Genomic DNA, 17,562 nt, shown 5'->3' with positions numbered 1-17,562 from the left:
CCGGGAGGACCGCCGCCGCGGCCGGGGGCGCGGCAGCCGGCTCAGAAGACCCGCGTACAGCCGTTGCGGGTGCAGAACTCCTCGGCCAGACGGACGTTGCTCCCGTCGTACATCGTGAGGTAGACCCGCTGGACGCCGCCCGGGACCGTGATCCTCAGTGATCCGGCGAGGAGCTGGTCCGGCCCGCCCGCCTGCGCGAACGGGCTGCAGATGAGACCCGACCTCGCGTCGCCGTTCGCGCCGTAGGCGCACACCCGCCGGTAGCCGCTCGCCGCGTGGACGACGCCGGAGACGGTGGCGGTGTACCCGTCGGTGAAGTGGATCGTGCCGGACGTGGTGCTGTTGCCGTAGGCCATGCCGAAGGGCATGTCCACGTCGTTCACGGCGGCCTGCGCCGGCGCGGCGAAACCGACCGCCGTCATCGCGGCCGCGGCCATCACCATCAGGAGCTTGCGCATGTCTCTTCCTCTCCGTCGGACGAACCTGGAGCGAACAGAAGCTTCCGCCACCCTACTCGCCCCGGGACGCGCCGAGTTGGACGTATCCGCCTCGCCGGCGGACGACGGGGGGGTGGACCTCGTCGTCCGCCGGCGGGCCGGCCGTCAGTAGAGGCGGTTGACGACGTTGCGCATCGTGGTGTTCTTGAAGTAGTCCACCGGAGGGGCGCTCCAGTTGCTCTCCCACTCGAGGAGGGTGACGGTGTCACCGTCGCGGCCCACTCCGAAGAGGTGGTTGTGGTAGAGGCCGGGGTCGAAGGTGTACGTCAGGCGCATGCCCTGGACGGAGACGCCCTCTTCCACGTCCACCGCCCCGTAGTCGAATCCGGTCACCACGGTGGAGGGCCCTTCGTAGAGCCGCGGGCAGTCCGCGAAGGCCTGCCGGGCGCGGACGGCGAAGGCGGCGGCCTCGGCTTCCGTCTCGAAGACCACGGTGTTCTGCCTGCCCGCGGCCGTCTCTGACGTGGCGACCTCGCGGCTCCACACGTTCACCTCGGGCGCCTGGCCGCCCGGCCAGAAGCCGTAGCAGGTGGTGAGGTCGTTCCAGCCCCGCACGGCCGGCGCGCCGTACCAGGTCGTGCCGTCCTTCGGCATGTCGGACAGGTACACCATGCCCGGCCGCGGCCGCCATTCGACGGCGGCCGCCTCGGCTCCCGAGGCCAGCACCGTCAGTGCGGTGGCCACGGCCGCCGTGACCGCCGCGCGCGTGCTCTTCCGTAGTGCCATGAGATCCGGTCCCCCCTGCTGGTCGTCGGTCTTCGGTCGTCGGTCCGGGGCTCAGCCGGTGACGGTGTAGCCCAGCGGGCCGCCGACGATCTGGCCCTCGCAGTTCGGGTCGTTCGACTCGAACAGTTCCCGCGACTGGTTGACCAGGCAGCGGTACACGGGGGCGCCCGCCACCCCTGCGGGCGGGCCGTCGTGGATCCAGCCGAGGCGCGTCACGTACTGCTGGCCCTCGCAGTTGACGTCGCGGGAGAGGAAGTTGTCTCCCCGCACCACGCACAGGTAGAGGGGGTTGGTGCCCGGGGCGGCGCTCGTGAGGAGACGGCCCAGGGAGCCCTCGCGGTTGTAGCCGTCGGGGACGTGCCACACGCTGCTGAGGTGGTCCTTGCCGGGCTTCAAGTACCGGTCCAGGGAGAGCTGCGCGGCGCTGACCGCCGGCTCGCCCACGCAGGTGATCTCGCGGGTGGAGGTCCAGTACCCGGCCGTCTGCTGGAAGTCCGTGCCGTTGGTGATCCGGCACTGGTTGCCGCTGAAGCCCGTCGCGGCGGCCTTGGCGAGGGCCGCTTCCAGGGCGGCGCGCTGGGCGATGTTCAGCGGCCCGCCTCCGATGCCGGTGTAGCGCAGTTGCACGGGGCCGGCCGCGGCGGTGGCCGCCCGGGCGCCGGCGGCACCCGCGATGAGGCAGGCCGTCGCGGCGACGGCGACGGCGGCCGGGCGCAGCAGGCCCGAGAGGGACGATCGGTTCAACGCGAACTCCTTCGGCGGTGGTGGCGGTCTCCTGTCCGGGGACCGTCTTGACGCCGGGAAACGTATCGAGATCCACTGAACGCGCGGCACCCGCCAGTTCAGGGGGGTGGCGCGGCGGGGGATCGTCTGCGCGGGGGGTGGGGAGTGGGGCTTGGACGTGCGCGCGCCGTGGCCGTCACCGTGGCCGGGCTCTTTCGGATGGCGCACCTGTTCTTCGCGGCCGGCGTGGTGGGCGGGGGCGAGGTGGACGTGGGGGCGGTCGGCGTCTTCGCCGTCGTCTGTGCCGTCAGCGCGGCCGTGTACGGACCGGCCCTGGTACGGGGCCGGCTGCGCCCCGCGTGGGTGTGGGTGGACGTGCTGGTGACGGGCTGTGCGCTGCCGTGGGCCGCCCTCGCCGTCCTGGGGGCCGGTCCGGCGGTGACGCCCCACGGCTGGCTGATGGTGCAGGCGCTGTCGGCGGTGACGGCCGTCGTCGTCGTGCTCGACCGGCGTGGGCTCGCCGGGTCGGTCGCGCTCCTGCTGGCCACGTCGCTGGCCCTGTACGGGGCGGTGCCGGGTTCCGGGCCCGCGGATCTCCTGCGGCACGTCGCCGCGCTCCTCGAGTGCGCGGTGCTGGCCGGAGCCTGCTGGTGGTACGTGCGCCGCCAGGGGACGCTGCTGGACGCCGCGCAGGAACGGGCCGTCGTGGCCGAGGTGGCGCGGGCGCGGCAGGCCGAGCGGGCGGCCCACCACGCGGCGCTGCACGACACGGTGCTCGCCACGCTGTCCACGATCGCCGCCGGCCGGGTGGACGCCAACGCTCCGGCCGTCCGGGACCGCTGCGCGCGCGAAGCGGCCTATCTGCGGCGGCTGGTCCAGCTGGAGGAGGGCGCGCAGCGCCGCTCCGGTTCCCCCTCCGAGGGGATGGCGGGGGTGGGCGCCTCCTTGGAGGAGGTGGTGCGCTCCGCGGAGGGGCTGGGGCTGGTGGTCAGCGCCCGGTACCACGCGGTGCCGGAGGTGCCCGCGCACGTCGCCGGGGCGCTGGCCGCCGCCGTGCGGGAGGCGTTGAACAACGTACGCAGGCATGCCGGGATCTCGTCGGCCCACTGCACCGTGGTGGGGGACGAGGGGGGTGTGGTGGTGACCGTGGCCGACCGCGGCGCCGGGTTCGACTCCCGCGACGCCGCCCGCCGCGGTTCCGGTACCGGCTTGCGGCGTTCGGTGTACGGGAGGATGGCCTCCGTCGGGGGTGCGGCCTGGGTCGACAGCCGTCCCGGCGAGGGGACCGTCGTGGAGCTGCGGTGGCCCGCGTGATCGACGTGGCCGTGGTGGACGACGACCGCATGCTGCTCGACGGGTTGTGCTCCTGGTTGTCCGGGCAGCGGAGACTGCGCCTCCTGGGGACCGCCGCCACGGTGGACGAGCTGCTGGCCGGTCCGGCGGCGGCCGCCGAGGTGGTGCTGCTGGACCTGGTGCTGCGCGACGGATCGGTTCCCGAAGAGAACGTGCGGCGGGTGCGCGAGGCGGGAAGCCGGGTCCTGGTGATCAGCACGGTGGCGGACCGCGGGAGGGTCGTGGCGGCCGTGGCGGCCGGAGCCGACGGCTACCTGACCAAGGACCACGCGCTGGACTCCCTGGTCGAGGCCGTCGAGGCGGTGGCCGCGGGCGGCACGGCGCACTCCCCGGAACTCGCCTTCGCCTGGTTCAGCGACACCGGTCCGGCGCGCCCGCGCCTGGCTCCGCGCGAGCGGCAGGTCCTGCGCGACTACGCGTCCGGACTGACCCTGAAGGCGACCGCCCGGCGCGCGGGGATCAGCGTCAACACGGCGAAGTACTACCTGGACCAGGTCAAGGAGAAGTACCGCCGGGCGGGCCGCCCGGCGCACACGAAGATCGAACTGGCCCGACGGGCCCAGGAGGACGGCTTCCACTCCTGAGCGGTGCCACGCCGGGCGGCGGACGGCCCGCGAGCGGCACCGGGGAGAAGGGTGCCGCTCGCGGTCACCGGCGGCGGGGGTTCCCGCCGGCCCGGTGAGACGTGCCGTCGCCACTGACCCGCATGTCCCCGATCCGGGTGCCCAAACCCGCCCGCGGGAACGGGACTTGGAAGGTGGTGCGGGGCGCCGGGGGTGGCGGGTGCGCCGTGGTCAGACGCTGCCGCGCCAGGCGCCGGTCTCGCGGCCGCGGTCCTCGATGAAGTGCTTGAACCGCTTGAGGTCGCCCTTGACCTGGCGGTCGACGAAGCCGAGCTTGTCGCCGATGTTCTCGGCCATCCCGTCGGGATCGAAGTCCATCATCAGCGTGACCTCGGTATGGGCCGGGTCGATCGGGCGGAAGGTGACCAGACCCGACTGCTCCGTTTCGCCCCCCACGGTGACCCAGGCGACCTTGCTGTCGGGGACCTGCTCGGTGATCTCCGCGTCGAACTCGCGCTCCACGCCGCCGATCTTCGTCACCCAGTGGGTGAGCGTGTCGGTGCGCTGCTCGATGTGCTCGACCCCGTCCATGAACTCGGGGAACGACTCGAACTGCGTCCACTGGTTGTAGGCGGTGGTGATCGGGACGTTGACCTCGATGGATTCCTTGACCTGCGACATGACCGATCCTCGTTCCTTGCGTGGGCGGCCGCCCTTGCGCCCTGTTCGGGCGGTCGGGCGGACGGGGAAGACTCGTCATGTCTTCCCCCCGGCCGCTCCTGCCCCTGCCCGGCCGCGGCACACCACCCTTCCGGAAGGCGGACGGCGGGCGTGTCGGCGCATCCGGCCCCCTTCCGCTCGCCCGTCCGCCGCCGACGCCGTAGCGCGGCTCCTCGCCCCGGCGCCCGGAATGCGCGGGCGGCCCGTGCCGGGCAGGGTGGTGCACCCGCCCCCTTCGCGTCGGAGGTACGACGGCGATGCCGCAGAAGGCCATCACGGTGCCGGATCCCCCCACCGCCCGGGCCGGCCCGGTGACGGCCCGCGGCCGTCGGGGGGACCTGGTGCGGCTGGGGTCGGTCGCCGCCGCGTACGGCGTCGTCCAGCTCCTCCTCGTCGTACCGGGCACCGGGCTCGGGTGGGACGAGACGGTGTACGTCAGCCAGGTCGCCGCCGAGGCCCCGGCGGCGTTCTTCAGCGCGCCGCGTGCCCGCGGCATCACCTACCTCGTCGCCCCGGTCACCGCGCTCACCTCCTCCGTACCGGCGCTACGGGTCTACCTGGCCGTGCTGGCGGCGGCGGGACTGCTGCTCTCCCTGTGGGCGTGGCGGGGGCTGCTCCCCACCCGCGTGCTCGCCCTGGCGGGCGGCCTGTTCGCGGGGCTGTGGATCACCCTGTTCTACGGGCCCCAGGCCATGCCGAACCTCTGGGTGGCCCTCGGCGCGCTCTTCACCGTCGGGTGTTTCCTGAGGGCGGCCCGCGATCCCCGGGACCGCCTCGCGGTGGCGGGTGCCGCCGCGGGGGTGGCGTTCGCCGCGCTGATGCGTCCCGGGGACGCGGTATGGCTGACCGTGCCCCTGCTCGGCGCCGTGCCGGCGCTCCCTCCCCGGTCGCGGGCCGCTCTCGCGGCGGCCGTGGTGGCGGGCCTCGGGGCGGGCTGCGCGGAGTGGGCCGTCGAGGCCCACCTCCGCTACGGCGGTGTCCTGCCGAGGCTCCGGAGGGCGAGCGAGATCCAGGGCGGTCTGGGCTGGAACCCGGCCTTCGCCGACCAGCTGCGCTCACTCGGCGGGCGGACGCTGTGCCGTCCCTGCGATGTGCCGTGGTCGCGGCCCGTCACGGGCCTGTGGTGGCTGGCCCTGCCTCCGCTGACAGCGGCCGGGCTGCTGTCCGCACACCGCGGCGGAACGGGGAGGCGGGTCGGCCTGGCCACGGTGGTCGCGCTGTTCCTCGCCGTGCCGTACCTGCTGATGATCGGCTATGCGGCTCCCCGCTTCCTGCTGCCCGCCTACGCCCTGCTCGCCATCCCTGTCGCCCTGTGCGTGGACCGGCTGTTCGCCGCGTGCCGGGCCCGTCCGCTCGCGCTGAGCGCGCTGTGCGCGGCCCTGGTGGCCCATGTGGCCCTGCAGTTCACCATCGCCGGTGCCGCGGCGGCCCGCAGCCGGGCCGACCGCGCGGCGTTCACCGCGGTCGCCGGAGAGCTGCGCCGTCTGGGCGTACGCCCCCCGTGCACGCTCAGCGGCGCCGAGGCGGTCCGGGCCGCTTTCGCCACCGGATGCGCCGCCCGTCAGGTGTACGGGGGCCACGACGGCAGCATCACCGCGCGCGAGCTCGTCTCGCTGGCGCGTACGCGGCCGACGGCCGTGCTGGTGCCGGGCGGCTCCCCACCGCCCCGCTGGGCCCGGGGCTGGCGCCCCCATCCCCTGCCCGGCCTGCCGGGCCGCCCCGGGTACCGCGCGTTCCTGGCACCCGCGCCACCACCCGCCGTGCGGTAGGCGGCCCCGACCGGGCCGTGCCGGGCGCCGGGCCGGCCGGGGCCGTCTGATCACGCGCGGCGGGGGCAGACGGGCTGGTGGGCGTAGGAGGTGGTGCGTCGTGCACGTCATCCGCAGCTGGGCCGATCGGGTCAGGGGCGGCGCCGCCGCGTTCGGCGAGCGCAGGGCGCGGGCCCTGGCGCGTCACGAGGCGCGAGCCGGGGCCGAGCGGATGCGGGAGGTACGGGCCGCCGCCCAGCGGCCCCGCCCCGCTTCCGCGGCGCCCGCGCAGGAGGTGCCCTGGGGCATACGGGTCGCGGCCGAGGTGGGCTGGCGCTTCGTGGTCATCGCCGCCGCCCTGTGGATCCTGATGCGGGTGATCGGGTCCGTGCGGCTGATCGCGCTCGTGTTCGTCGCGGCGCTGCTGGTCACCGCGCTGCTCCTGCCGACGGTCGCCCGCCTGCAGCGCTGGGGCCTGTCCCGGGGACCGGCCACCGTGGTCACGGCGGTCTGCGGGTTCGTCGTCCTCGGGCTGGCGGGCTGGTTCGTCGTGTGGCAGGTGCTCAACAACCTCGGCAGCCTGTCCAGCCGCCTCCAGGAGGGCATCGAGGAGCTGAAGCGCCGGCTCCTGAACAGCCCCTTCCACGTGACCGAGGAGCAGATCGGCGACATCGCGGGCCGGCTGAACGATGCGATCGGCACGGGCGCCGACACCATCGCCTCGACCGGTCTCCACGGCGTGACCCTCCTGGTCGAGCTGATCACCGGGGTGCTGCTGACGGTCTTCTGCACGCTCTTCCTGCTGTACGACGGCAGACGCATCTGGGAGTGGACCCTGCGCCTCGTGCCGGCCGCGGCGCGGCCCGCGGTCGCCGGGGCGGGCCCGCCGGCCTGGCGCACCCTGACCGCGTACGTGCGCGGAACGATGATCGTCGCCATGATCGACGCGGTCTTCATCGGTGTCGGCATCCACTTCCTCGGGGTGCCGCTCGCCGTGCCCATCGCCGTGGTGATCTTCCTGGCCTCGTTCGTACCGCTGATCGGAGCGGTCGCCTCGGGCGCGCTCGCGGTGATCGTCGCCCTGGTCACGCAGGGGCTGTTCACCGCGGTGATGACCCTGATGGTGGTGCTCCTCGTCCAGCAGATCGAAGGGCACGTCCTCCAGCCGTTCATCCTGGGGCGCGCGGTCCGGGTCCACCCCCTGGCCGTGGTCCTGGCGGTCGCCACGGGCGGGCTGGTCGCCGGCATCGGCGGGGCGGTCATCGCGGTCCCGCTGGCCGCCGTCACCAACACGGTCGTCGGCCACCTCCGCGCGGGCGCCGGCGAGGACCCGGACGGGGAACCGGACTCCGGCGGCGCCGGCCGGGTAGGGGCGGTACGGCCGGGCGCGGACGCCGGCGCGGACCGGGACGCGGCCGGGCACGCGGACCGCGCGGCGGCACGGGAGGAGGACCGGTACCAGGACGAGGACCGGTACGGGGACCGGGAGGAGGAGGCCCGGCGCGCAGCAGACCGCCCCGCGCCCGGCCCCCCGGACCGCGAGGAGAACCCGCCGTAGCCGGCCGCCCCGTCGTCCGCGCACGCCGCGGCCCCCGGTCGCGGCGCGTCCCTCGGCCCCCGGAACGGCGGTCAGCGGCCGGCGGCGTCGCGCCCGGCCCAGCCGGTGGCGTCGACCACCTCGCGCGCGATGTCCACGACGGGCCGTCCGTCCGTCACCACCCGTACGGTGCCCGCGCAGGCACGCTCGTCCAGAAGCCGTGCCGTGCGGACTCCGCCCGTCAGCTCCTGCTCCAGCTCCGAGCCGATCTCCCTGCCGAACAGCCGTTCGCGGGCGGTGGCGTCGGAAGCGGTGAGCAGGACCCGCGTGATGCGCACCCCCGCCCCCATGGCACGCTCGAACATGCCGGTCGCCTCCGGCAGCACGCTCGCGGTGTTCGTGTAGACAAGACGGCGGTAGCCGCGCCGGGTGAGGTTCTCCCACACGGCCGTCAGGTTGCTCTCGGTGATCCCCGAGCGGTCGGGGTCCCCCTCCGGTGCCGGGTGCACCTGCCCCATGAAGTCACCGTCGATGACCGCATGGGCGACCGCCACGGCACGCAGTCTCGCTGAAACCTCCCAGCCCACCGTCGTCTTGCCGGCTCCGGCCCGCCCTCCGATGAGCAGTACTTCCGCGTGGTCCATGGAAGCAGCCTGCCAGCCGGCGACCGCCCCGCGCGGCCGAACGGCGCAGACCGGCGCCGGCCACGCTGGCCGGCGGCGGACGCGTCAGCCGCAGGCGCGGCGCACCGCGTCGAGGTGGACGAGGCCGTTCAGGACCTCGTCCGTGTCACCGACGAAATCGATCAGGCAGGCGATCTCGTCGACCCCGATCGCTTCCATCCGGCGGACCACGGCCAGCGCGTCGTCCACGGTCCCGAACAGGCCGCTGGTCTCGAAGTACCGGTTGAAGGACTGCTCGACGAGGAAGTCGATGTCCTCGGGGTCGAGGTCCTCGTCGGGCTCCGGGGCGGCCCCGGTGCGTGCGGACAGGTTCACCGAGCTGCGCAGGTAGTCGCTGAAGGGCTTCCGCACGATGCCGCGTACGGCGTCGCGGTCGGTGCCGACGAAGGTGTGCAGCATCAGGACGACGTGGCCGTCGCCCTGGTGGGCGTCGGCGAAGGCGCGCCGGTACTCGGCTATGCCGTGGGTGAGGTCGTCGACGTCCTGTCCGAGCAGGTGGGTGAGGAGCCCGACGCCCAGCCGGCCCGCCGCGCGGAACGTCTCGACGCTGCCGGAGGTGGTGAGCCAGACCGGCAGTTCCGGCTGGACGGGCGGGGGGAAGGTCCGGACCCGCACCGGTTCTCCCGTGCCGTCGGTGAGGTCGACCTCTTCGCGCCGCCACAACCGGCGGACGGTGTCGACCGTCGCGGCGGCGACCTGTTTGCGGTCCGCGTAGTTCTCCGGGCGCAGTGCGAAGTCCGTACTGTGCCAGCCGGACGCGAACGACACTCCCACGCGTCCGTGCGAGAGGTTGTCCACGACGGCCCATTCCTCGGCGATCCGTACGGGCGAGTGCAGCGGGGCCACGACGCTGCCCGCCCGGATGGCGACCCGCTCGGTCACGGCTGCCACGGCGGCGCTGGTCAGCGCGGGGTTGGGGTATCCCCCGCCGAACGGGTGGAAGTGCCGTTCGGGGGTCCACACCGCGGTGAAGCCGTGGGTGTCGGCGAAGCGGGCGCCCTCCATGAGCATCCGGTAGCGGTCCTCGTCGTCCTGGGATTCGTCCGCGAAATAGAAAAGGCTCAGGTCCATCGGGTTCTCCACGGTGTCGGGCGTAGGGGCGGCGGCTCGGGTCACCGGACGAGGAGCGTGTGCAGCTCCTCGACGGTGCAGCCCCGGGCGGTCTTCGTGTCGATGGACTGGGGGCCCACGTGGATGCGGGGGACCTTCCGCGCGATGGCGCGTGCCACGGGCTCGTAGAAGACCATGTTGAAGTAGAGCGATTCCCGGTCGGTCCTGGCGTAGTCGCAGCCCCAGCACCGGATGACCCACGCGTCGTCGTGCTCCCAGATGACGCAGGCCCCCAGTGCCCGGCCGCCGGACCGGGCGAGCAGGGCGAATCCGCTGTCGTCCATGGCGAGGCCGAGTCCGGTGAGGTAGAACTCGATCTGGTCCACCGTGGTGGACCGCGCGTAGCGCTGTTCCACTTGGTGGACGAGCGGCGCGATCTCCTCGCAGACGTCCAGGACCGGTTCCTGGGTGACCACGATCCCGCTGTCCAGGAACCGGCGTCGTTCCTTGCGTACGCCGGCGCGGCGGCTGCCGGCCAGGGAGGCGACGTAGCCGTCGAAACTGTCCCAGGTGACGTCCAGCCCGGCGACGGGCTCGGTGTGGACCAGGACGCTTCCGGCACGGCCCGCTTCGGCCAGGGCCGCGGTGGCCAGCGCCCGTTGGGCGGCGTCGGCCAGGGGAAGCAGTACCGCGGTGGCGCCGTCGTGCGCGGCCAGGGACAGCGCGTGGTCGAGCAGCAGGCGCGTGCAGGTCTGCCGCTGCCGCGGGGACAGCGTAGGGGAGACCGCGAGCTGGTTGGCCGTCGCGCCGGGCGCACCGAGCAGGTGGACCGGTTCCCCGTCGCGCCAGGGGCCGCTCGGCGGGGTGAGGACCGGTGGGAGTGGCGCGGTGGCGCGGTAGACCGGCAGGACGGCTCCGCACCGTCCGTGGCCGTCGCGGGCCCGGAGGTACCGGACGGTGGTGCCGCGGAGGGACTCGGCGAGTTCGAGGCGTGCCAGCTCGGCGACGTAGTGCGCGGTCCCGCCGGGCACCGCCAGGCCGCCGAGGAGGTCCTCCTCGATGTCCTCGATGGCGTCGGCCTGCTCGATCCGCCAGGTGGGGTCCGGGGACGGCGCGGTCACCGGAACGCCCGGCCGAGTTCGGCGATGCGGGGGACGGACGCGAGGGCCTGCTCGGGTGCGACGCCGAAGTCGATCAGGCAGGCGATCTCGTCGACGCCGAGTTCGGCGATCCCCTCCGCGGCGGCGGTCGCGTCGCCGACGGTGCCGAACAGGGCGTAGTGCTCGTAGTAGTGGTCGAGGGAGCGCCGGACGATCTCGTCGACGTCGGCGGCGCTGAGGGTCGCGGGGTCCAGTGAGGCAGCGCCTCGGCGCAGTGATCCGGCGATGAGGCGGAAGTTGCTCTTCAAGTAGGCAGCCAGCGGGCCGGCGACGCGTTCCCTGGCCAGTTCCCGGGTGGTGTCGAGGTAGGTGGGGACCATCACGACGACGTGGCCCGACCAGGAGTTGCCGCTGGCGCGGCGGACCGCCGCCCGGTACTCGCGGATCTTGTCCGCGAGGTCGTCCCGGTCCTGTCCCAGGAGGTACGTCAGCAGCCCGACATTGAGGTCTCCGGCGGCGCGGAACGTCTCGGCGGAGCCCGCGCTGGTGAGCCACATCCGGGGGAAGGCCTGCACCGGGGCGGGGTGGGTGGTGACCTGGACCCGTCTGCCGCCGCCGTCCTCGGCCGTCAGCGGGTCACCGCTCCACAGCCGCCGGACTTCCTCCATGGTCTCGGTCACGCGTCGGCGCCGGTCGTCATAGGCTCCGGGCCGCAGGACGAAATCGGTGGCGTGCCAGCCGGAGGCGAAGGACATTCCGGCGCGGCCGCCGGAGAGGTTGTCGACCACGGACCAGTCCTCCACGATCCGGATCGGGTCGTGGAGGGGGGCGACGATGCTGCCGGCCCGGATCTGCACCCGTTCGGTGACGGCGGCGATCGCGGCGCCCGCGAGTGCGGGGTTGGGGTAGAGGCCTCCGAAGCGGTGGAAGTGACGTTCGGGCGTCCACACCGCGCAGAGCCCTTCCCGGTCGGCGATCCTGGCGCCTTCCAGCAGGAGGCGGTACTTGCCGGTGGCGGTACCGGCCGGGGGCCCGCTCCGCGCCGGGGGCTGGGCGGTGTCGTCGTCGGCGAAGTAGAACAGGCTGAATTCCATGGGGTCTCCCCCGCCGGGGCCGAGGTGGCCGGCGGATGGTCGTCGGGGTGGAGGGGGCACGGCGCGGGGCGGGGCGGCGCGGTCAGTGCACCGCGTCGAGCCCTCCGCCGCGCCGGCCGCGTCCGATCAGGAAGGTGAGGAGCAGGGCGGCGGCCGCCAGCCAGCCCACGGCCACCGCGGCTTCCAGGGCGAGCTGTCCCGCGACGTGTGCCGCCGGGGCGCCGTCGAGCAGGCCGCGCAGCGCGCGCAGGCCGTGGGTGACCGGCAGTACGTCGGCCAGGGCGCTGATCGGCGCGGGCCAGAAGGAGGCGGGGACGTTGACGCCGGTGAACGCCATGAGCAGCAGGTAGGCGACGTTGAGCGCGCCCCAGCCGGCGTTGGGGTAGCGCATGACCACGGCGCCGATGAGCGCGCCGTAGCAGTACGCGGAGAAGCAGGCGGCCAGCACGATGGGGACGATGGCCGCCGTGGCCGCTCCCGGCAGGGGGATGCCGAAGACGGGCACGATGAAGGCGGCCACGACCATGGAGCTGATGAATCCGCTGACCGGGTTGTTCAGGCTGCGGCTGAGCAGCGCGACGACGGGGTCGCCGGGGGATGCGACGAGCTGGGTGAGGGTGCCGTTCCTGCGGTCGCGCACGATGGACAGGACCGAGGAGGTCGATTCGATGGTGCCGACGGCGACGATGTTCCCGACCGCCAGGTAGCGGACGGTGTCCTGGTCGCCGACCACGGTTCCGATCGTGGCGAAGAAGACCACCTGGAAGACCAGGCGCAGTCCCCAGCCGAAGAACCAGGACCGCAGGGTGTACTGCGAACGGTATTCGGCGAAGCCGAGGAGGGCCGCGTTCCCGGCGATGCTGAGCCGGGAGGTGAGGGCGTTGTTCATGCGGCCATCACCCGTCCGGTGACGCGGATCCGGTTGAGGACGGCGCGGGCGCACCACACTCCGGCGGCCAGGGTGCCCGCGCCCAGCAGCAGGATCGCGGTGATCTGTCCCACGGGGTTGTCCATCGGGTCCGGCGCGGCCGCGGCGCGCAGCAGGTCGGCGCTCCAGGACAGGAAGATCACGCGCGAGAACGGCTGTGACCACTCCGGCAGCGCGGCGATGGGGACGAAGACGCCGCCGAGCACGTACACCGGGTAGTTGAGCGCGTTCTTGAAGGCGAGGGCGGTGCGTCCCAGGACGAAGACCGTGGCCATCACCGTGGAGGTGGCGGCCGTGGCCAGGCAGGTGGCGAGCAGTCCGGCCAGGAACCAGCCGGGGTGCGCGAAGGACAGGTCGGCGTCGAAGAACAGCGCGGCGAACGCCCACGATTCGGCGAAGCAGACCAGGCCGAGGACGCCGACCGCGGCGCAGCGGCCCAGCAGGTTCGCGAAGAACGACGCGGGCGCGGAGAGCACCACGTCCAGGACGCCGCTCCAGCGGTCGGCGTCGATGATGTCTCCGGCCAGCATCAGGGACAACGTCCACATGCCGGCGAGCGCGGGTGCCAGGGCGGCCTGCTGGTCCAGGTCCAGGCGGCCGCCGTGCCGGGTGATGGAAAGGAAGATGAGGACGTGGAAGGGGAGTGCGATGACGATGGAGACGCGGCCGATCGCGCTGCGGAAGAGCGCCAGTTGCAGCAGGAACGCCGAGGTGAAGACCCTCATGCCGACACCTTCAGTCCGCGTGCGCCGAGCATGTCCACGTAGATGTCCTCCAGGCTGGGGCGGCCGGTCCTGATCCGGGTCACCCCGGCCTCCACCAACAGGGCGAGCACTTCGCGCGCGGCGGACCCGTCGCTCAGCCGGATCCGGACGGCGCCGGCTGCGGGCTCGACGGAGGCGACCGCGCGGTGGGCGGCGACCTCGGCCAGGACGTGGCCGGGGGCGTCCTCGACGTCGATGTGCTCGTGACGTGACATCAGCTTGCTCAGGGCTTCCGGGGTTTCCGTGGTCAGGACGCGGCCCTCGTTGACGAGGGTCACGCGGTCGCACAGTTCCTCGGCTTCGGCCATGTCGTGCGTGGCCAGCAGCAGGGACCGGCCCTCGTCCTTCAGGACGCGCACCAGGTCGCGGAAGGCGCGGGCGGCGACCGGGTCCATGCCCATGGTGGGTTCGTCCAGCACGATGAGGCGGGCGTTGCCCACCAGGCCCCGGGCCAGGTGGAGGCGCTGCTTCATACCCCGGGAGAAGGTCTCCACCTTGACGTCGGCGCGGTCCGACAGTCCGAAGCGGTCCAGCACCTCGTCGACCTGCCGCCGGGCCTCGGCGCGGTCGAGTTTTTGCAGGGCCGCCCAGTAGCGCAGGTTCTGCCGTGCCGACAGGCCCTGGTACAGGCCGCGGTCGCCGCCGAGTACGAGGCCGATCTCCCGGCGCACCGCGGCGGCCGCGGTGACCACGTCGTGGCCGTAGACGCGGACGGTGCCGGAGGTGGGGAGCAGGGTGGTGGCCAGGATCTTGACGAGGGTGGTCTTGCCCGCGCCGTTCGGGCCGAGCAGGCCGTGCACCTCGCCCTGGCCCACGCGCAGGTCGACGTCGTCGAGGGCCACCCGGGTGGTGCGCGGGCCGCGCCAGCCCCGGGTTTCGTAGACGCGTCGCAGGCCGCGGACGTCCACCGCGTCGGCGTGGGGATCGGGTGCGGGCGGTGTCTGCGGCATCTCAGGCCCTCCCGGGTGCGGGGTGGGGTGCGCCCTCGCGCAGCAGGCCGGACAGCGCGCGGCCCACCTCGGGGCTGCGGAGCAGATCCTGGCGGGGGACGTCGAACGCGTGCCGCCGGGCGGCGTGGCGGGCGGCGGCCCCGGGGGTGGAGGAGGTGACGGCGACCGGGCCGCACGCCCAGGACGCGTCGGTGGTGAGGTGCGCGGCGACCAGGTAGGCGAGGAAGTGCTCGAACCGGTCGGCGGATTCGGCGGCCAGCTCGTCGCCCAGCTCCGCCCGGGTGAAGGCGCGGTGCACCAGCTCCCGGTAGAGGCCGGCGAGGTGGGCGGCGGCTTCGACGGGTTCGGCCGAAGGCGCGGCGGCCTCCTGTGCGCGGCGCGTCGCCCTCGCCAGCTCGTCAGGGGTGAGTTCGTCCGCCAGGCCCTCGGCGGCCCGGGTGAACTGGGCGTGGAAGGTGCCGGTTCCCGGGAGTTCGGGGTCGAAGAGGACCACCAGGGGCGGGGCCGGCTGGGTGGCGGCGAGCCGCGCCGCCAGGCCGAGCGCCAGCGGGCTGCCCATGCAGTATCCGAGCACGGCGCGAACCGGGCCGGGGGGTGCGGCCGGTGCGTCGGCCCACGGGGCCAGGTACGCCGGGGGCTCCAGTGCGGCACGGTCCCGCAGCCCGGTGGCGGGGGGCAGCGTCTCCAGCACCGTGTACGGGGTGTCCAGGTGCGCCACGAGTTCGGGGAAACCGGCGTCCGTCCTGCTCTGGCCGAAGTCCACGGCGAGCACGGTGCCCGGTGTTCCTCCCGCTTCGGGGGGCGTCGTCCCGGTGAGGGCGCGCCAGCCGGGCGTCTGCGTCATCGTGCTTCTCCTTCAACAGTCATGGTCACCGGCCGTGGCGCCGTCGCGTCCACCGCGACCAGGCGGAACTCCGCGGTGCACTGCCCGTCGTCCTCGTCGTCGAGCCACAGGTCGTCCGGGCCCGGCAGCATCTCCCCCAGGTCCAGGCAGACGTCCTCCTCGGGGAGGGCGGCGGCGAGCCGGAGCGCCCGGCGCAGATTGCGGACCAGCAGGGGTGCGTCCAGGTCGACGTAGAACGGCTTGGGTTCCGCGGGAGTGCGGGCGAAGACGTGGCGGGGAACGCCCCGCGCCCGCAGATCGGCCGCCAGGGCCTCGGCGGACCGGGCGCCGTGCAGCGCGGTGACGGGGATGCGCCAGCTCTCGCGGCAGATCACCATCTCGTCCAGCAGCACCCTCGGCCCGTGGGCGCCCTTGGGGCGGATCTGGAACCGGTTGACCACCAGGGCGGTCAGGAACTCTCCGAGCACCTCGGTCACCGGCGCGGACCAGGACCCGTCCGGTGGCTCCACGACCAGTTCCCCGCCGGCCTCGCGGACCCGCAGGGCGGTCGCGGGCCAGGAGACCGCCCCGCCCGGAGCTCCCGCGTCGCCGCCGAACGACCAGTACGCGTAGGCGCCGGGCACGTGGACCGCGAGCGGCGGGTAGGTGCGCGGGGACACTTCCGGCGAGTCGTTCGGCTGGAGGGCCAGGACCCTGCCGCCCGCCATGTCCCGGGCGACCGTGTCGCGCAGTTCGTCCCGGTCGTCGGCCTGGGTGTGGAAGACGCGGCTCTCCAGGGTGTTCAGCGCGACGTGCAGCTCGCCCAGGACCCAGCGCGCCGGGCCGTCCGGTCCCCCGGTCCTGGCCAGCATCACGTCGGGGCTGTGGTACCGGGCCCCGGACCAGGCCGGGGCCCGGTGCGGGAAGAGCGCCGCGGCGAGCGGAGCGAGCCCGGCGGTGCTCAGCCGTACCTCGCGGGTCCGCCCGGCACCCGCCGGGCGGGGTCCGGCGTCCAGCAGTTCCGCCCAGCGCAGCCGGAAGTCCTCCGCCACCTCGTCGATGACGGTGCCCGGCGCTCCGGCCAGGACGTCGGCCACCCCGAGGTACAGCTCGCTGAGCGTGACTTCCTCCGAGCGCCCGCGCAGGGTGCGGTAGCGGTCGCGGGCCCGCTCCTCCACCGCGGCGGCGGTCTCCGCCGCCAGCCATCGCGCACTGTCCAGCAGCAGCGCGAGCGGCCCGCGCAGCGCTTGGATCAGATCGCCGCCGATGGTGACGTCCAGGTCGCGGCGGCTGTCCTGGTACAGGTGGGAACGCCCGTACAGGGTCTGCTTCTTGTCCCGGACGGCGGCCCGGCCGGTCGCCTCGCTCAGGTAGCCGCCCAGGTCCTCCAGTGCCCGGTGGGTCGCCAGGGCGTCCCCGGCCGCGGCGGCCACCGTGTCCCGTCGCCGGTCCAGCTCGCGCAGCTGTTCGAGCGGGCCACGGCTCGCCGACGGGTCGGCAATCCGCTCCAGCTGCTCGCGCAGGCTGCGTTCGGGGTGCTCGTCCAGCGGCACGGTGAACCCGACGGCCAGCACGCCGGCGCGGCGCAGCCGGTCGAACTCCGCCGCGGCCTCGGCCTCCGGATGGCCGTCGCCGACGGCCGCGCGCACCGCCGGGCCGGCCGCGCCGTGTACTCCGACGGCGGTGAGCAGGGCCGCGGTGACGCCGGTGGCGGGTTCGGCCGGACGCCAGGGGCGGCGGATCACGGCGCCGTCGAAGTGGACGGCCGGGTGCACGCGCACCGGCAGGTGCGGTGCCAGCAGCGGGTCGTCGCACCACGCTTCGGCCAGGCTCTCCAGCGCCCAGGTCTCGAAGTGGGTGCTGCGGCGGCGGATGCCGCCGGTGCCGGTCCGGCGCAGACCGGTCGCCCGTTCGTCGAAGCGCGCCCAGGCGACCGGTCCGAAGAACCCGATGGTGTCGTTCTTGGCGCAGTACCGCTGCGCGTAGCGGGCCAGGAGCGCGTCCCGCTTGCCGCCGCGCCCGAGGTCCTGGCCGTCCCGGCGTGCGGTGGCGTGCCGGGCCACCCAGTTGCGCACGGCGGCGGGGTTCTGCCAGGCCAGTGCCTCGAGGTACCGCTCTTCGGAGAGGAACCGGCCGGGGCCGGGGCCGTCGGCGGCGAGGTCCGCCAGCCAGTGGAAGGGCATGCCGGCCCCGCGCAGGGCCGACAGGCGCCACATGCGCCAGCCGGGGGCCAGGCCGAACTGCGGGTCCGGTGGCGTGCCGGTGCCGGTGTCCGGTGCGGTGTCCGGTGCGGTGTCCGGCAT

17 protein-coding genes are annotated in these 17,562 nt (G+C 74.1%); 4 read left to right on the top strand and 13 right to left on the bottom strand.

Features of this window, described 5'->3' with window-relative positions:
• Positions 1-41 precede the first annotated feature (41 nt).
• From ACZ514_RS15100 to ACZ514_RS15090, 3 genes are all read right to left on the bottom strand, one after another.
• A complete protein-coding gene (locus tag ACZ514_RS15100) occupies positions 42-458 on the bottom strand; it encodes a hypothetical protein (RefSeq protein WP_469124892.1) in 417 nt (138 codons plus the stop codon).
• Between the two features lie 144 nt (positions 459-602).
• Positions 603-1,223, bottom strand: a complete 621-nt coding sequence (locus ACZ514_RS15095; RefSeq protein ID WP_468168209.1) for a hypothetical protein — start codon at positions 1,221-1,223, stop codon at positions 603-605.
• Between the two features lie 51 nt (positions 1,224-1,274).
• A complete protein-coding gene (locus ACZ514_RS15090) occupies positions 1,275-1,967 on the bottom strand; it encodes a hypothetical protein (protein ID WP_469124891.1) in 693 nt (230 codons plus the stop codon).
• A 198-nt stretch (positions 1,968-2,165) separates the two neighbouring features.
• Between ACZ514_RS15090 and ACZ514_RS15085 the strand changes: the two genes are divergently transcribed.
• Positions 2,166-3,260 carry an ATP-binding protein gene (locus ACZ514_RS15085; protein ID WP_468168203.1) on the top strand — a complete coding sequence of 365 codons (1,095 nt, stop codon included), beginning with the start codon at positions 2,166-2,168 and terminating at the stop codon, positions 3,258-3,260.
• On the top strand, positions 3,248-3,883 hold the full coding sequence (locus ACZ514_RS15080) for a response regulator (protein WP_468696752.1): 636 nt from the start codon (positions 3,248-3,250) through the stop codon (positions 3,881-3,883). The genes ACZ514_RS15085 and ACZ514_RS15080 overlap by 13 nt, the downstream gene beginning before the upstream one ends.
• A gap of 210 nt (positions 3,884-4,093) precedes the next feature.
• Here ACZ514_RS15080 and ACZ514_RS15075 read toward each other — a convergent pair whose 3' ends face one another.
• Complete coding sequence (locus ACZ514_RS15075; RefSeq protein WP_468168197.1) at positions 4,094-4,543, bottom strand: SRPBCC family protein; 450 nt, start codon at positions 4,541-4,543, stop codon at positions 4,094-4,096.
• A gap of 296 nt (positions 4,544-4,839) precedes the next feature.
• Here ACZ514_RS15075 and ACZ514_RS15070 point away from each other — a divergent pair, with 296 nt between their 5' ends.
• Together ACZ514_RS15070 and ACZ514_RS15065 are read left to right on the top strand one after the other, a co-directional pair.
• Positions 4,840-6,351: a hypothetical protein gene (locus ACZ514_RS15070; protein ID WP_469124890.1), complete on the top strand. Its 1,512-nt coding sequence runs from the start codon at positions 4,840-4,842 to the stop codon at positions 6,349-6,351.
• A gap of 100 nt (positions 6,352-6,451) precedes the next feature.
• The gene (locus tag ACZ514_RS15065) at positions 6,452-7,888 is read left to right on the top strand and encodes an AI-2E family transporter (RefSeq protein ID WP_469124889.1); all 1,437 of its coding nucleotides are present in this window, start codon (positions 6,452-6,454) and stop codon (positions 7,886-7,888) included.
• 71 nt (positions 7,889-7,959) lie between these two features.
• Here ACZ514_RS15065 and ACZ514_RS15060 read toward each other — a convergent pair whose 3' ends face one another.
• The 9 genes from ACZ514_RS15060 to ACZ514_RS15020 all read right to left on the bottom strand — a co-directional run bounded on the left by ACZ514_RS15060 (position 7,960) and on the right by ACZ514_RS15020 (position 17,562).
• Positions 7,960-8,511, bottom strand: coding sequence for an AAA family ATPase (locus ACZ514_RS15060; RefSeq protein WP_468168191.1), 552 nt, complete (start codon positions 8,509-8,511; stop codon positions 7,960-7,962).
• Positions 8,512-8,595: 84 nt separating this feature from the next.
• Positions 8,596-9,621 (bottom strand): MupA/Atu3671 family FMN-dependent luciferase-like monooxygenase, encoded by a 1,026-nt coding sequence (locus tag ACZ514_RS15055; protein WP_468168188.1) that lies wholly within the window; start codon positions 9,619-9,621, stop codon positions 8,596-8,598.
• A 41-nt stretch (positions 9,622-9,662) separates the two neighbouring features.
• Complete coding sequence (locus tag ACZ514_RS15050; RefSeq protein ID WP_469124888.1) at positions 9,663-10,721, bottom strand: peptidogalycan biosysnthesis protein; 1,059 nt, start codon at positions 10,719-10,721, stop codon at positions 9,663-9,665.
• On the bottom strand, positions 10,718-11,794 hold the full coding sequence (locus tag ACZ514_RS15045) for a MupA/Atu3671 family FMN-dependent luciferase-like monooxygenase (RefSeq protein WP_469124887.1): 1,077 nt from the start codon (positions 11,792-11,794) through the stop codon (positions 10,718-10,720). The genes ACZ514_RS15050 and ACZ514_RS15045 overlap by 4 nt, the downstream gene beginning before the upstream one ends.
• An 82-nt stretch (positions 11,795-11,876) precedes the next feature.
• A complete protein-coding gene (locus tag ACZ514_RS15040; protein ID WP_468168179.1) occupies positions 11,877-12,683 on the bottom strand; it encodes an ABC transporter permease in 807 nt (268 codons plus the stop codon).
• Complete coding sequence (locus tag ACZ514_RS15035) at positions 12,680-13,447, bottom strand: ABC transporter permease (RefSeq protein ID WP_468168176.1); 768 nt, start codon at positions 13,445-13,447, stop codon at positions 12,680-12,682. Before ACZ514_RS15035 ends, ACZ514_RS15040 begins: the two co-directional genes overlap by 4 nt.
• On the bottom strand, positions 13,444-14,436 hold the full coding sequence (locus ACZ514_RS15030; protein ID WP_468168173.1) for an ABC transporter ATP-binding protein: 993 nt from the start codon (positions 14,434-14,436) through the stop codon (positions 13,444-13,446). The genes ACZ514_RS15035 and ACZ514_RS15030 overlap by 4 nt, the downstream gene beginning before the upstream one ends.
• A 1-nt stretch (position 14,437) precedes the next feature.
• A complete protein-coding gene (locus tag ACZ514_RS15025) occupies positions 14,438-15,280 on the bottom strand; it encodes a hypothetical protein (protein ID WP_469124886.1) in 843 nt (280 codons plus the stop codon).
• Complete coding sequence (locus ACZ514_RS15020; protein ID WP_469124885.1) at positions 15,277-17,562, bottom strand: lantibiotic dehydratase; 2,286 nt, start codon at positions 17,560-17,562, stop codon at positions 15,277-15,279. Before ACZ514_RS15020 ends, ACZ514_RS15025 begins: the two co-directional genes overlap by 4 nt.

It is taken from the genome of Streptomyces sp. NPDC034086 (assembly GCF_055575515.1).
Note: the sequence above shows the minus strand (reverse complement) of the source record. Positions and strands in the feature narration are given on the sequence as shown.

What these genes read in the sequence shown, in the direction of transcription:
- ACZ514_RS15100 (WP_469124892.1), bottom strand. Translation starts at nt 458, where the DNA reads ATGCGCAAGCTCCTGATGGTGATGGCCGCGGCCGCGATGACGGCGGTC.
- ACZ514_RS15095 (WP_468168209.1), bottom strand. Translation starts at nt 1,223, where the DNA reads ATGGCACTACGGAAGAGCACGCGCGCGGCGGTCACGGCGGCCGTGGCC.
- ACZ514_RS15085 (WP_468168203.1), top strand. Translation starts at nt 2,166, where the DNA reads ATGGCGCACCTGTTCTTCGCGGCCGGCGTGGTGGGCGGGGGCGAGGTG.
- ACZ514_RS15075 (WP_468168197.1), bottom strand. Translation starts at nt 4,543, where the DNA reads ATGTCGCAGGTCAAGGAATCCATCGAGGTCAACGTCCCGATCACCACC.
- ACZ514_RS15070 (WP_469124890.1), top strand. Translation starts at nt 4,840, where the DNA reads ATGCCGCAGAAGGCCATCACGGTGCCGGATCCCCCCACCGCCCGGGCC.
- ACZ514_RS15060 (WP_468168191.1), bottom strand. Translation starts at nt 8,511, where the DNA reads ATGGACCACGCGGAAGTACTGCTCATCGGAGGGCGGGCCGGAGCCGGC.
- ACZ514_RS15055 (WP_468168188.1), bottom strand. Translation starts at nt 9,621, where the DNA reads ATGGACCTGAGCCTTTTCTATTTCGCGGACGAATCCCAGGACGACGAG.
- ACZ514_RS15045 (WP_469124887.1), bottom strand. Translation starts at nt 11,794, where the DNA reads ATGGAATTCAGCCTGTTCTACTTCGCCGACGACGACACCGCCCAGCCC.
- ACZ514_RS15040 (WP_468168179.1), bottom strand. Translation starts at nt 12,683, where the DNA reads ATGAACAACGCCCTCACCTCCCGGCTCAGCATCGCCGGGAACGCGGCC.
- ACZ514_RS15035 (WP_468168176.1), bottom strand. Translation starts at nt 13,447, where the DNA reads ATGAGGGTCTTCACCTCGGCGTTCCTGCTGCAACTGGCGCTCTTCCGC.
- ACZ514_RS15030 (WP_468168173.1), bottom strand. Translation starts at nt 14,436, where the DNA reads ATGCCGCAGACACCGCCCGCACCCGATCCCCACGCCGACGCGGTGGAC.
- ACZ514_RS15025 (WP_469124886.1), bottom strand. Translation starts at nt 15,280, where the DNA reads ATGACGCAGACGCCCGGCTGGCGCGCCCTCACCGGGACGACGCCCCCC.
- ACZ514_RS15020 (WP_469124885.1), bottom strand. Translation starts at nt 17,562, where the DNA reads ATGCCGGACACCGCACCGGACACCGCACCGGACACCGGCACCGGCACG.